General features: G+C 72.9%; 14 protein-coding genes. 3 read left to right on the top strand and 11 right to left on the bottom strand.

Features of this window, described 5'->3' with window-relative positions:
* Nucleotides 1–12 precede the first annotated feature (12 nt).
* From AB0M30_RS23785 to AB0M30_RS23775, 3 genes are all read right to left on the bottom strand, one after another.
* Complete coding sequence (locus AB0M30_RS23785; protein WP_364587574.1) at nt 13–255, bottom strand: DUF6444 domain-containing protein; 243 nt, start codon at nt 253–255, stop codon at nt 13–15.
* Nucleotides 256–395: 140 nt separating this feature from the next.
* Nucleotides 396–1,127: a hypothetical protein gene (locus AB0M30_RS23780; RefSeq protein WP_364587204.1), complete on the bottom strand. Its 732-nt coding sequence runs from the start codon at nt 1,125–1,127 to the stop codon at nt 396–398.
* Nucleotides 1,128–1,129: 2 nt separating this feature from the next.
* Entirely contained in the window at nt 1,130–1,570 is a 441-nt protein-coding gene (locus AB0M30_RS23775; RefSeq protein ID WP_013227655.1) for an Lrp/AsnC family transcriptional regulator, read from the bottom strand.
* A gap of 153 nt (nt 1,571–1,723) precedes the next feature.
* Between AB0M30_RS23775 and AB0M30_RS23770 the strand changes: the two genes are divergently transcribed.
* Nucleotides 1,724–5,122, top strand: coding sequence for an indolepyruvate ferredoxin oxidoreductase family protein (locus tag AB0M30_RS23770; RefSeq protein WP_364587201.1), 3,399 nt, complete (start codon nt 1,724–1,726; stop codon nt 5,120–5,122).
* On the opposite strand, the gene AB0M30_RS23765 is transcribed toward AB0M30_RS23770, so the two are convergent.
* The 3 genes from AB0M30_RS23765 to AB0M30_RS23755 all read right to left on the bottom strand — a co-directional run bounded on the left by AB0M30_RS23765 (nt 5,103) and on the right by AB0M30_RS23755 (nt 7,108).
* A complete protein-coding gene (locus tag AB0M30_RS23765) occupies nt 5,103–5,729 on the bottom strand; it encodes a response regulator (protein ID WP_364587198.1) in 627 nt (208 codons plus the stop codon). The two genes, AB0M30_RS23770 and AB0M30_RS23765, sit on opposite strands and share 20 nt — an antisense overlap.
* A 65-nt stretch (nt 5,730–5,794) precedes the next feature.
* Nucleotides 5,795–6,301, bottom strand: a complete 507-nt coding sequence (locus AB0M30_RS23760; RefSeq protein WP_103340520.1) for a histidine kinase — start codon at nt 6,299–6,301, stop codon at nt 5,795–5,797.
* Nucleotides 6,302–6,466: 165 nt separating this feature from the next.
* On the bottom strand, nt 6,467–7,108 hold the full coding sequence (locus AB0M30_RS23755) for an NAD(P)H-dependent oxidoreductase (RefSeq protein ID WP_364587195.1): 642 nt from the start codon (nt 7,106–7,108) through the stop codon (nt 6,467–6,469).
* Nucleotides 7,109–7,190: 82 nt separating this feature from the next.
* Between AB0M30_RS23755 and AB0M30_RS23750 the strand changes: the two genes are divergently transcribed.
* Nucleotides 7,191–7,664 carry a MarR family winged helix-turn-helix transcriptional regulator gene (locus AB0M30_RS23750; RefSeq protein WP_364587192.1) on the top strand — a complete coding sequence of 158 codons (474 nt, stop codon included), beginning with the start codon at nt 7,191–7,193 and terminating at the stop codon, nt 7,662–7,664.
* Between the two features lie 4 nt (nt 7,665–7,668).
* Here the strand turns inward: AB0M30_RS23750 and AB0M30_RS23745 are convergent, their stop codons facing one another.
* Genes AB0M30_RS23745 through AB0M30_RS23730 form a run of 4 tightly spaced genes read right to left on the bottom strand, consistent with a single transcriptional unit; the run spans nt 7,669 to nt 10,719 of the window.
* A complete protein-coding gene (locus tag AB0M30_RS23745) occupies nt 7,669–8,271 on the bottom strand; it encodes a precorrin-3B C(17)-methyltransferase (protein WP_364587571.1) in 603 nt (200 codons plus the stop codon).
* Nucleotides 8,272–8,286: 15 nt separating this feature from the next.
* A complete protein-coding gene (locus AB0M30_RS23740; protein ID WP_364587189.1) occupies nt 8,287–8,901 on the bottom strand; it encodes a CPBP family intramembrane glutamic endopeptidase in 615 nt (204 codons plus the stop codon).
* On the bottom strand, nt 8,898–9,794 hold the full coding sequence (locus tag AB0M30_RS23735) for an NAD(P)H-binding protein (RefSeq protein ID WP_364587186.1): 897 nt from the start codon (nt 9,792–9,794) through the stop codon (nt 8,898–8,900). The genes AB0M30_RS23740 and AB0M30_RS23735 overlap by 4 nt, the downstream gene beginning before the upstream one ends.
* A 10-nt stretch (nt 9,795–9,804) precedes the next feature.
* Nucleotides 9,805–10,719: a DMT family transporter gene (locus tag AB0M30_RS23730; protein ID WP_364587183.1), complete on the bottom strand. Its 915-nt coding sequence runs from the start codon at nt 10,717–10,719 to the stop codon at nt 9,805–9,807.
* 73 nt (nt 10,720–10,792) lie between these two features.
* Here AB0M30_RS23730 and AB0M30_RS23725 point away from each other — a divergent pair, with 73 nt between their 5' ends.
* A complete protein-coding gene (locus AB0M30_RS23725) occupies nt 10,793–11,716 on the top strand; it encodes a LysR family transcriptional regulator (RefSeq protein WP_364587180.1) in 924 nt (307 codons plus the stop codon).
* A gap of 1 nt (nt 11,717) precedes the next feature.
* Here AB0M30_RS23725 and AB0M30_RS23720 read toward each other — a convergent pair whose 3' ends face one another.
* Nucleotides 11,718–12,593 carry a LysR substrate-binding domain-containing protein gene (locus AB0M30_RS23720; protein WP_364587177.1) on the bottom strand — a complete coding sequence of 292 codons (876 nt, stop codon included), beginning with the start codon at nt 12,591–12,593 and terminating at the stop codon, nt 11,718–11,720.
* Nucleotides 12,594–12,672 lie beyond the last annotated feature (79 nt).

Genomic DNA, 12,672 nt, shown 5'->3' with positions numbered 1-12,672 from the left:
AACACAAGTTCATCACACGATCGGGGGTAACTGTTCAGGTTGTGTCGGTAGTTGTTGGTAGCCAGGGCTTTCCGGTGATGTCGTCGCGGAGCGCGGTGATGATGTGGCGGCCGCGTTTGCGGACGGTGCAGAGCTGAACCGGTCTGATGACGGCGACATGGACGAGTTGCCCGAATGCATCCCGAGGCGGCGTTTCAGCTGGGCGACCTCATCCCGCAGCCGAGTGATCTCCTCCCTCGCACGCGCGAGCTCCACCGCCTGCGCCGCGACCAACGCAGCCAGCTCGTCATACGACGGACGAACACCTTCCCCCACAACAAGATCATTCCATAGTCCCGCTCACGAACCGAAAACGGCCTGAACAGTTACCGAAAGGATGTAAGGGCGCTTCCGAACTACAGCCGATGCGACACCCAGACGTTGGCTTCGACGTAGACGGCATAATCATCCACAGTGGACACAAAGACCGGAGCAAGAGCCCCGGGAACCACCACCGGCCCGTCACGATCGAACGGCAACCCGGTCCACCGCCGCCAATCAGCCAGCGGAGCCTGCACGGTCGCCGAACACGAAGCGACACACTCGATCCGCCCACCGGCACGGACGTGCGTGCGCAACCACCGATCCACCGGCAACCCGTCCGGCCGAACCGCAAACGCGTACGACTCCATCGACACCCCCGGAACCAAGGCCTTGTCCGGCGGCCGAACCGGAACGACAAGAGACGCGAGTCCCGCCGCGGCAACAGCTTCCCGCATCCCGGTCAACACGACAGACGACAGACCACGCCCCTGGTGCGAAGGATGCACGGCGATCTCCAACGCACAAGCGGTATCGGGAGCAAGGCCGTCAAGAGCGTCCTCGGCCGCCCACACGGCCACTTCGTCCCAGCCGCGGGCCGGAAAGGGCGACCGACCGCGGAACGGCACCATGATCCCCCGCGCCACCGGCGACCCGCCCTCGAGCAACGCCACCACCAGGTGCGGCCACCGCCGCGCCACCCGCCGCCCCCGGACCAGCAAGCTCGTGAGGCTGCCCTCCATGAACCGAGGCGACCCCGGCGGATAAGGGATGGCGTACACCGCGTCGGCCAGCTCCGGCCGCTGCGCCAGCGTCACGGTCTCCACGGCTACCGCGACCAGGATTCCAGCGCGATCAACGTCTTCGTCCCCGTCACCTGGTGGTGCCGGCGGATCTCGTCGATCGTCTTCTGCAGGTGGGCCATGTCCCGGACGCGCAGCCACACCAGCGCGTCCGGGTCGCCGGCGATCGTGAACACCGCCTGGGCCTCGGGCATCCGCGTGGTCGTCCGGAGGATCTCGGCCACCTTCGTGTTGCCCACGAACCGCAGCTCGGTGAACGCCTCGATCCCCCAGCCCAGTTTCGCGTGGTCGACCTGGACCGTGAACCCGGTGATCACGCCGCTCTCGCGCAGCCGGTCGATGCGGCGCTTGACCGCCGCCGTCGACAGCGTCACCCGGCCCGCGATGTCGGACAGCGTGCGGCGGGCGTCCTCGCGCAGCAGGCCGAGGATCTCGTGGTCGGTGGCGTCGAGCAGCTCTTCGGGCATGCGCAAGCCTAACCACACGCAAAAATCGGCGTCAAACGCCGTCGAAACCATAATAAGGTTGCGTGGGAGGCCCCAAAACGACGCCGCCTGTTGCGTCGGTGTGGCCCACGTCGCACCCTCCCCCGAAGCACACCGAGGCGAAAGGAGCCGCGCGTGGAGACGTTCACGCTGGAGGACCGCTACCTGCGGGAGGCGGGAACCGTGCACCTGACCGGGGTGCAGGCCCTGGTGCGGCTGCTGTTCGACCGCGTCCGCCACGACCGCGCCCGCGGCGGCGACCCGGCCGTCTTCGTCTCGGGCTACGAGGGTTCGCCGCTGGCCGGCTACGACCTGGAACTCGGCCGCCGGGCGACGCTGCTGGAGAAGCACGACGTCGTGCACCGGCCCGGCCTCAACGAAGAGCTGGCCGCGACGTCGGTCATGGGCAGTCAGCTCGTCGCCGGTGCCGGCGGGCAGCGGGGCGTCACCGGCTTCTGGTACGGCAAGGCACCCGGTCTCGACCGCGCCAGCGACGCCCTCCGCCACGCCAACCTGGCCGGCACCGATCCGCGCGGTGGCGCGGTCGCGCTCGTCGGGGACGATCCCAACGCGAAGTCGTCCACCGTCCCCTGCGCGTCCGAGCTCGCCCTCGCCGACCTGGCCATCCCGGTGCTCTACCCCGCCGACGCCCAGGACGTCCTCGACCTCGGCATGCACGCCGTCGAGCTGTCGCGGGCCAGCGGGCTGTGGACGTCGCTGAAGATCGTCGCCAACGTCGCCGACGCGTCCGGCACGGCGACCGTGAGTCCTCAGTGGACTGCACCCGAGATCGCCGGCTACCGGCACCAGCCCACGTCACGGCTGCTCGGCACCAGCCTCGCCGAGCTGGAGCGCAGCCTCTTCACCGTCCGGCTCCCCCTCGCCCTCGACTACCTGCGCGCGAGCAGGATCAACCGGATCACCCGGCGCGGACCGGCCGACCGGATCGGCATCGTCGCCGCCGGCAAGTCCTACCTGGACCTCCGGCAGGCGCTGCGCACCCTCGGCCTGGACGAGGAACCGCACGGGATCCGCATCCTCAAGCTCGGCGCGATCCACCCCCTCGAGCCCACGATCGTCCGCGAGTTCGCCGACGGCCTCGACGACATCGTGGTCGTCGAGGAGAAGCGGGCGTTCGTCGAAACCGCGCTCAAAGAGATCCTGTACGGCGTTCCCCACGCGCCGAGGATCAGCGGCAAGAAGGACCACGACGGCCGGACGCTGTTCACCGAGCTGGGCGAGCTGGACCCGGACGGCATCGCCGCCGGCCTGGCCAGGGTCCTGCCGAAGGGTATTCCGCCGGTCGAGGCCTACCGGGGACGACGCCGTCGCGAGCGCATCGCCGTCCCGCTGCTCGCGCGCACGCCGTACTTCTGCTCGGGCTGCCCGCACAACTCGTCGACGAAGGTCCCGGAAGGCACCCTCGTCGGCGGCGGCATCGGCTGCCACACCATGGCCCTGTTCATGGAGCCCGACCAGGTCGGCACCGTCCTCGGCGTGACGCAGATGGGCGGCGAAGGCACCCAGTGGATCGGCATGGCGCCGTTCGTCGAGGCCGACCACTTCGTCCAGAACATCGGCGACGGCACGTTCACCCACTCCGGCAGCCTCGCCGTGCGCGCGGCGGTCGCCGCCGGCGTGAACATCACCTACAAGCTGCTCTACAACTCCGCCGTGGCGATGACCGGCGGCCAGGACGCGGTCGGCGGGCTGCCCGTCGAGAAGGTCGCGGAACTGCTGCTCGTCGAAGGCGCGAAGCGGGTCGTGATCACCAGCGACGCCCCGGCGAAGCACCGGAAGCCGCCCGCCGGCGTCGAAGTCCGCGACCGCAGCGAACTCCTGCGCACGCAGGAGGAACTGGCCGCGATCAAGGGCGTCACCGTGCTGATCCACGAGCAGGAGTGCGCGGCCGAGAAGCGCCGGAAACGCCGTCGCGGCAAGCAAACCGCGCCCGCCACGCGCGTGGTCATCAACGAGCGTGTGTGCGAGGGCTGCGGCGACTGCGGCACCAAGTCGAACTGCCTGTCCGTGCAGCCCGTGGACACCGAATTCGGCCGCAAGACCGCGATCCACCAGTCGTCGTGCAACGTCGACTACTCCTGCCTGGCCGGCGACTGCCCGTCGTTCGTCACCGTGGTGCCGACCGGCCGGAAGCAGCGCCGGAAGGCCGCCGACCTGGCCGCCGACGCCGTCCCCGCACCGGAGACACCGGAGACGCCGGAGACGCCGGAGACGCCGGAGATCCCGGCGAAGGACTTCACCGTCCGGATCACTGGGATCGGCGGCACCGGCGTGGTCACCGTGACGCAGATCCTCGCCACCGCCGCGGTGCTCGACGGCCGGCACGTCCGCACGCTCGACCAGACCGGGCTCGCGCAGAAGGGCGGCGCCGTCGTCTCCGACCTGAAGGTGACGGCGGAACCGGTCGAACAGGCCGCGAAGCTCGCCGCCGGCGAGTGCGACCTCTACCTCGCCTGTGACGCGCTGGTCGGCGCGGACGCGGCGAACCTCGGGGTCGCCGACCCGGCCCGCACGACCGCCGTCGTCTCCACGACCGAGGTCCCGACCGGCCGGATGGTCGTCGACACGACGGTGTCCTTCCCCGACCCCGCCGGTGTGCTCGCGCCCATCGAGACCGCCGCGGCGCGCACGGTGTCGCTGGACGCGCGCGGCCTGGCCGAGGAGCTCTTCGACGACGACCAGTTCGCCAACGTGCTGCAGCTCGGCGCGGCCTACCAGACCGGCGCGATCCCGCTGCCCGCGCCGGTGATCGAGCGCGCCATCGAACTGAACGGCACGCAGGTCGCCGCGAACCTGCAGGCGTTCCGCCGCGGCCGCCTGCTCGTCGCCGAGCCCCCGGCGAAGGCTCCGGAGCCGGTGGTCGCCGCGAAGCCCGGCGCGGTGCGGGCGCTGGTGCACGCCGAGCCCGGCTCCGAACTCGCGCGACTGCTCGACATCCGCGTCCCCGAACTGATCGCCTACCAGGACAAGGCCTACGCCCGGGCGTACGCGGAGTTCGTCGAGCGGGTGCGGGTGCTGGAGGACGGGCCGACGGAGATCACCGAGGCCGTCGCGAAGCACCTGTACAAGCTGATGGCGTACAAGGACGAGTACGAGGTCGCCCGGCTGTCACTGGATCCGGCGTTCACCGACGGCCTGGAGGACCGGTTCGGCGTGGGCACGAAGTACGCCTACCGGCTGCACCCGCCGGTGCTGCGGACGCTCGGCATGCGGCGCAAGATCAGCCTGGGCCCGTGGTTCCGCCCGGCGTTCCGGCTGCTCCACGCGCTGCGGCGGCTGCGCGGCACCCGGTTCGACCCGTTCGGCCGCGCCGAGGTGCGCAGGGTCGAGCGCGAGCTGATCGAGGACTACCGAGGTGTGGTCCTGCGGGCGTTGCACGCCGGGGACACCGGCACGGCGCGGGCCCTGGCCGAGCTGCCCGACCTCGTCCGCGGCTACGAAGACGTCAAGCTGGCCAACGTGGCCCGGTACCGGGAGCGGCAGGCCGAAGTCCTCACGCCCGCAGATAGCTGAGCATCGCCTGGGCACCGTCGGGGACGCGCAGCTTCGCGCTGACGTCCCCGGCGTGCTGCCGCGCCGCGGCGGTGCCGATGCCGAGCAGCCGCCCGATCGCCGGCACCGAATGCCCCTCGGCCAGCAACGCCACGACCTCGCGCTCGCGGGCGTTCAGCGTCGCCACCGGGTCACCGGGCCGGGGCCGGGCCAGCTGGACCGCCACGACGTCCCGGTCCAGGACCGTGCCGCCGGCGGCGACGCGCCGCAGGGCGTCGAGGAACTCGCCGGGCTTGCCGACGCGCTCCTTGAGCAGGTACCCGGCTCCGCCGCCGCCGGCGGCCAGGAGGTCGCCCGCGTAGCCGTCTTCGACGAACGCCGAAAGCGCCAGGATCGCCAGGCCGGGCACGCGGCGCCGGGATTCGAGGGCGGCGCGGAGCCCTTCGTCGGTGAACGTCGGCGGCATCCGGACGTCGACGACGGCCAGGTCCGGTTCCACGGCCTCGACCGTCGTCACCAGGTCGCCGGGGTGGTCGACGGCCGCGGCGACCTCGAACCCCTCACTGCGCAGGAGCAGCACCAGCCCTTCCCGCAGCAGGGCGTCGTCCTCCGCGATCACGATCCGCACGGCGGCTGCCTCCTCGCGTCCACGTCACCCCCTGCCTGGATGCACGGACGCGCGAGGGAAAGCGTTCAGCTCTGGCCGGACCAGCCGCTCAGCCGGGTCAGCAGCCGCTCGAGGACCTCCGGGTCCGCGGTCACCGGGTCGCCGGAGACGGGCTCGTCGACCAGCGTCCGGCGCTCCTGACGCCGGGGCAGGCGCACCTGCCGCGCGGTCATCCCGCCCGGCAGCGGCAGTTCGCACCAGGTGGTGCGGCCGCCGCCGTCGGCGGGCGCGACGCCCAGCCGCTCGCCGGGCCGGGCCTGCGGGTCCGGCCGCCCGGGGACGTCGTCGTCGACCTCGATCGAGAGCACCTCGGCGCGCAGCCGCAGCCGCAGCGTGACGAAGGCGGGGGCCTTGGGATCACTGGCGTCGACGACGGCCTCGACCAGCCGTCTCGCGGTGGCGGTCACCTGCTCCAGCATCGGCAGCAGGGACCAGTCGGTGAGAATCAGGCGGACGAACAGCTCGGTGACCGGCAGCGCGCTGGGCTGCGCGACGAGCCGGATGTCGTCCATCTGGGAGGTGTGCGCGCTCAAACCCGACCTTCCTCGCCCCGGTGCGGCCCGTGCCACACCACCTCAGTCCGCCCGCCGCGGCACGGTACCGCCCGGGCCGGGCGTGGCCGCCGTCGGGGTTGCGGGTGCGAGGTCCTCGCGCGCCGGCCGCGCGGACTGCCCCGCGCGGCCGGTCTCCCGGCCGGGTCACACCCGGGCCGGGACCCACAGCTCGTCGATGGCGCGTTCCGCGGCCGCGAGGCTCTCCTCGGCGAGCGGGATGAGGTCGGCCAGCGCCGGGCGCACCGCCGCCAGCGTCAACTCCGCCGTGATGAAGCGCGGTTCCAGGCCGGTCATGGCGACGCCGTGGGGCAGCCACTGCTGGGCGTGGTCCCAGCCTTCGCGGGGCGTGCCTTCGCCGTAGCCGCCGCCCCGGCTGGCCAGCACGACGAACTCACGCCCGCCGAGCAGGCCGGCGTAGGTCTCGGCGTCGACCGAGAGGCCCGGGGCGATGAGGTGGTCCACCCAGGTCTTGACACTGCTCGGCGGCCCGAAGTTGTACAGCGGCAGGCCCAGCACGACCGTGTCGGCCGCCTTGACCTCGTTGACGACCTGGAGCGTCCGCGCCCAGGCCGCTGCCTGCTCCGGCGTGTGCTGCTCCGGCGGCACCCGGTCGGCCAGCCCACCGGCCGCGTCGAGGTGCGGCAGCGGGTTCGCGCCCAGGTCGCGGTAGGTGACCGTGCCGTCCGGGTGCGCGGAGCGCCACGCCGCCGCGGCCCGCGCGCTGAGCCGCCGGCTCACCGAGGCCTCGCCCTGGATGCTCGAGTCGATGTGCAGGAGATGAGCCATTTCGTTAGCCGTCCGTAGATCGTTGGTGTAGGACAAACTATTGATAGCACATCGACCATCAGTCTGCCCATATACTGGGCGCATGACCTCGCTCCCGGTCGTCGACCAGCCCCCGCACCGCTGCGGCGCGCTGGTCGACCACCTCGCGCGCCGGCTGCGGCTGCGCAGCGAGTCGGTGCTGGCCCCGCTCGGGCTGCGGCCGCGGCACCTGATCGCCCTCACGGTGTTGCGCGACCAGGGCGGCAGCGCGCAGCAGGACCTAGCGAAGATCCTGGAGATGGACAGCACGAACGTGGTGAGCCTGCTCAACGAGCTGGAGACCGAGAACCTGATCGAGCGGCGCCGCTCACCGGCGGACCGCCGGCGGCACCTGGTCGAGCTGACCGACGTCGGCGCGAAGCTGCTAGCCCGCGCGGAGTTCGCCCTGGCCGCGGTCGAGGACGAGGTGTTCAGCGCACTGGACGGCGAGCAGCGCGAGACCCTCTACACGCTGCTGCAGCAGGCGACGAGCAAAACGGGCGTGGAAGCCTGCCGGGAAACGCCGCCCCCCTGCTGAGCGGTCAGGCGCCGGCGATCTCCCGCGCCAGCTGCTGCGCTTCGGGCAGCGTGAGCCGGCCCGTGATCTGCGTGGTACCGCCTGTGATGGCGGACTGGATCATCGGCGCGGTGAGCACCCGGCTCTTCAGGACGATGGCGACCTGCTTGCCGATATTGTGCTCGGTCCACTCCGCCCACGTCCCTGCCCCAGCGGCGGTGAAGTTCACGGTGACGGCGGCGTTTCCGGTCTCCGGATCGACCCGTGCCGCCACCCGGCTCACGTCCGCGCCGCTGAGGAAACCCGGGCCGAGGAGGTACCGGCTGCCCTGCGCGCGGTCGCAGCTGACCAGCGGAAGCGCCGGGTCGTCCCGGCCGTCGAAAGCGTCCGGTTCACCCGGTTCGCAGGAGAGCGCCCGCGCGGCGGCTTCCTGCGTGGCGGGGTCCGTGCTCTGCCGCTGCCCCGGTGAGCCGACCGCCGGGCCGGGGGGCACCTCGCTCAGGACGGGGCGAAACCGCAGCTGCGTCCCGTCCTTGACGACGAAGCCGTCTTGGAGGGGAGAGGCGTGGCCCGCCACCTCGGCCTGGCAACCGGCGACAGCGGCGAGGACGGCGACAGCCGCGAGCATGATCCGCACAAGCGGTCATTCTGGTGCGCGAACCCCGGCGGAGTCGAGCGCTTCCGGCGGGAAGAGACGCGGCAGGAAGCCGAGCATCAGCGCCGACCAGACCACGTGCGTCAGCACCGGTGCCTGGACCCCGCCCGACCGGCCGCGCTGCCACGCGAACAGCGTGCCCATCACCGCCGACGCCAGCACCAGCGCGGGATTCCGGGTCGCCACCGTGGAAAGCACGTACACCGCCGTGGAAGTCCGGGCGCCCGCCGCGTCGTAGAGCGCGCCGCGGAAGAACACCTCTTCCGCCGCTCCCGTGAGCAGCGCCGTCGCCGCCACCGAGGCCTTCGGGCCACGGTGGGCGTGGTCCAGGACCCCGGTGATCGCCCGGCGCAGCGGCGGGATGTGGCGGGCCACCAGCGCGCACCCGTAGAACACGCCGAACGCGCCCGCTCCCGCCACCACCGGCTGGACGACGTCCCGGCGGCCGCGGGGCACCGGTCCGGCCGCCTGCGCCCCGGCGAGCCACGTCGCCGCCACCGAAGCGGTGAGCACGTGGAAGCGGCGGGAGCCGGGACGGCTGGCCAGTGACGCGCCGAGCAGGCCGGAGCCCGCGGCGGTCACCGCGGCGAGGAACGGCTTCACGCCGGCCGCCGGCTCTTCGCCCGCTCGCCCAGGGCCTGCAGGACGGCTTCGTCGTAGCCCATCGGCTCGAACTCGACGATCCGGCGGATCGCGTCGTCGCGGACGACGACCTCGTTGGTCATCGAGTCGATCAGCGCCCGCCCGGTGGTGACGTCGATGTCGGTGACGAGCGAAAGCCAGTACGACGACAGGCGCGGGGACAGCAGCGGGACCGGCAGGATCAGCAGCGGCCGGCCTTCGATCACCGCCACCCGCTGCAGCATGTCGCGGTAGGCCAGCACTTCGGGGCCGCCGATGTCGAACGTCCGGCCGGCGGCCTCCGGGTGGTCGAGGACGCCGGCCAGGTAGCGGACGACGTCGGCGATCGCGATCGGCTGCGTGCGCGTGCCGACCCAGCGCGGGGTGACCATCGCCGGCAGGTGCTCGACCAGCTGCCGCGTCAGCTCCCACGACGTGCCGCCGTGCCCGATCACGATGCCGGCGCGCAGCACCGTCACCGGCACGCCGGTCTCCCCCAGCAGCCGTTCGACCTCGCGGCGGCTGGCGAGGTGGTCCGACAGCGCATCGGCGTCGTCCCCGAGCCCGCCGAGGTAGACGATCCGGCGCAGGCCCGCGTCGGCCGCGGCCCGGGCGAACGCGCGCGCGGCGTCCGCGTCGCGGCGCTTGAAGTCCGCACTGTCGAGTGAATGCACGAGGTAGTAGGCGGCTTCGACGCCCTTGAGCGCGTCCCGCAGCGAGCCGACGTCGGCGACGTCGCCGCGGACGGCTTTCCCGGCGCCGCGGTACTTCGCGGGGTGCCGCGTCATGGCGAGCACCTCGTGCCCGGCCTCCTCCAGCGCCGGGCACAACCGGCTGCCGACGAACCCCGACGCTCCGGCCACCAGCACCCGCATGCCCGCGACGTTAGCCGGGACGGCCTTCGCGCGCAGAACGTCCGCTGCCGGCGAAGCAGACCGCGGCGACGACGCCCGCGCACCCGGTCAGCTGGGCCCACCCGGGTGTCTCCCCGAGCAGGCCGACGCCGAGCAGCACCGCGCCGACCGGCTGCAGCAGCATCAACGTCGACCCGGTGGTGGCCGACATCCGGGGCAGCGCGGCGGAAATGAGCAGCCAGCCCGCCAGCTGGCCGACGCCGGCCAGCGCGAGCAGCCAGCCGAACGCGGGCCAGCCCGGCGCCAGGTCGAGGGTGCCGGTCGGGATACCCAGCACGACGGCGACCGCGCCGGCGGAGACGGTGGCCAGCACCAGCGAGTGCGCCTGCGTGCCCGTGCCGCCGCTGAGCCGGATCAGGAACAGGTAGCCGGCGTACCCGGCCCCGGCGAGCAGCGCCGCGACGGCGCCGGTGACCGGGTCCGAGCCGAACGAACCGGTGCCCGCGAACCCGCCGGCCAGCACGATCCCGCCGAGCAGCACGGGCACCGCGGCGAGGAACCGCTTCGCCGGCCGCTCGGCCAGGAACGCGAACGCCAGCAGCGGCACGATCACCACCTGCACGGCGAGCAGCACGGTCGCGATGCCGGCGCCGACCCGCGGGATCGCCTCGCCCCAGAGCACGAAGTCCAGGCCGAGCCCGGCCCCGGCCAGCAGCGGGAAGAGCACCCGGCGGCGTGGCGCGGGGCCGGCCTTCCGCCGTTCGCGCCCGGCCAGCAGGAGCAGCACCGGCAGGGCGAGCAGGCAGCGCCAGAACGCGCTCGTGCTGCCGCTGACGTGCGAAACCTTGATGAAGACCGACGACAGCGAGATGCAGAAGCTGCCGAGCGCGGCGAGCAGCCGCGGGTCGAAGCGGCGGGTGAACGTCGGGGCGTCGGTCGTGAGCACATCCCCAGCCTGCGGTGGGCGACTGTCAAGGACAAGCGAATGTTTCTGCGTGGAATTCGGTAGCATCGCTACTGTGTACGGACTCGAGCGGATGCGGGCGTTGCACGCGGTCGCGACCCACGGCTCGGTCGCCGCGGCGGCCGAGTCCCTGCACGTCACGCCGTCCGGGGTGTCGCAACAGCTGGCGAAGCTGGAACGGGAGGCCGGGCAGCCGCTGCTGGAGCCGCGCGGCCGCGGCGTCCGGCTGACGAAGGCGGGCCAGGTGCTGGCCGGGCACGCGGAGCGGATCCTCGCGCAGGTCGCCGCGGCGAAGGCGGACCTGGAGCTGCTGCGCGAGGACGTCATCGGGCCGCTGCGGATCGGGGCGATCCCGACGACGGTCCACGCGCTGCTGCCGCCCGCGCTGGCCACCCTCGCCGACCGGCACCCGCGGCTGGCGGTCACGCTGCACGAGGGCGAGGCCGAGCAGACGCTGCCCCGCGTGCTGGGCGGCGACATCGACGTCGGCGTGCTGGAGAGCTGGGAGGACCGCCCGACGGTGCTCCCGCCGTCGACGACCCGCATCGCGCTGTTCTCCGACGTCGCGGACCTCGCCCTGCCCGCCGGGCACCGGCTGGCCCACCGCAAGGTGGTCGATCTGTCCGAAGTGGACGACCTGCCGTGGATCGGCTGGAGCGCGGGGTCCGGGTGTCACGCGTGGCTGGTGCAGGTGCTGCGCAAGCAGCGGCTGGAGCCGCGGATCAGCTGCACGGTGGGCGGCTACCCGACCCAGCTGGCCCTGGTGGCGGGCAACGTCGGCGCGGCACTGGTCCCCCGGCTGGCCCGCGACCGGCTGCCGGACGGCGTGCGGATCCTGGCCACGCGCCCGGCCCTGACCCGGACGATCTACGCGGTTTGCCGGGCCGGGGAGGAGGATCGCGGCGCGGTGCGGGCGTGCCTGGACGCGTTGCGGTCGGCGTCGGCGCGATTCGAAAGCACGGGCCGTCCGGTGGGCTGAGTCACCGGCTGAGCCGCGCCACCATCTCGGTCACCAGCGGGCCAGGACGCCGGTGGTGCACCAGAAAGATCTCCCGGACCGGCTGGGCGTCCGCCGCGTCGCGCACCTCGACGCGGGCCGCGCCCACCCGTTCGAGCACGCTCTCCGGCACGAACGCGATGCCCAGCCCGGCTTCCACCAGCGCCAGGATCACCTGGTAGTCCCGGGTTTCGTACGCCACCCGCAGCCGGACACCGGCGGCGTCGGCGAGCTGCTCGAGACACGCACGGTTGGGCACGCCCGGGCTGCCGGAGATCCAGTCCTCCGCGGCCAGCGTCCGCAGGGTGAGCCGGCGGGCGTCGGCCTTCGCGTGCCCGTTCGGCAGGATCAGCCGGAACCGCTCCGAGCGCAGCAGCGTCCGCTGCAGACCACGCGGGTCGGGCAGCGGTGCGCCCGGGTAGCGGTGGGTGATCAGCAGGTCGAGCTCGCGGGAGCTGACCAGGCCGTACCCGTCCGGTGGCTCCAGGTCCAGCAGCCGCAGCGCCACGCCGGGGTGGTCGCGGCGGAAGCCGGCGAGCGCGGCGGGCACCAGGGTCATGCCCGCGCTGGCGAACGTGCCGACGGTGAGCTCCTCGTCGAGCAGCGCGCGAACGGTCCGCTCGGCCGTCCGCAGCTCCCCGACGATCGCCTCGGCGTGGACGAGCAGCGCCTCCCCGACCGGCGTGAGCGTGACGCCGCGGGCGTGCCGGTCCAGCAGGCGGGCCCCGGCGTCGCGCTCCAGCTTGGCCAGCTGCTGCGAGACGGCGGACGGCGTGAACGAAAGCCGCTGGGCGGCCGCGGCGATCGAGCCGGCGTGCGCGACCTCGGCCAGCACGGCCAGGCGGTGGGCGTCGAGCACGGGAGCCTCCAGCCGTAAGTTCTGCTAACTCCAGCATAGGAGACGTCGCTGGTGCTTACGTCGGCCCGCGCGCATGCTG

The organism is Amycolatopsis sp. NPDC051716, assembly GCF_040681595.1.
In the GTDB taxonomy this organism is placed as follows: Bacteria; Actinomycetota; Actinomycetes; order Mycobacteriales; family Pseudonocardiaceae; genus Amycolatopsis.
Note: the sequence above shows the minus strand (reverse complement) of the source record. Positions and strands in the feature narration are given on the sequence as shown.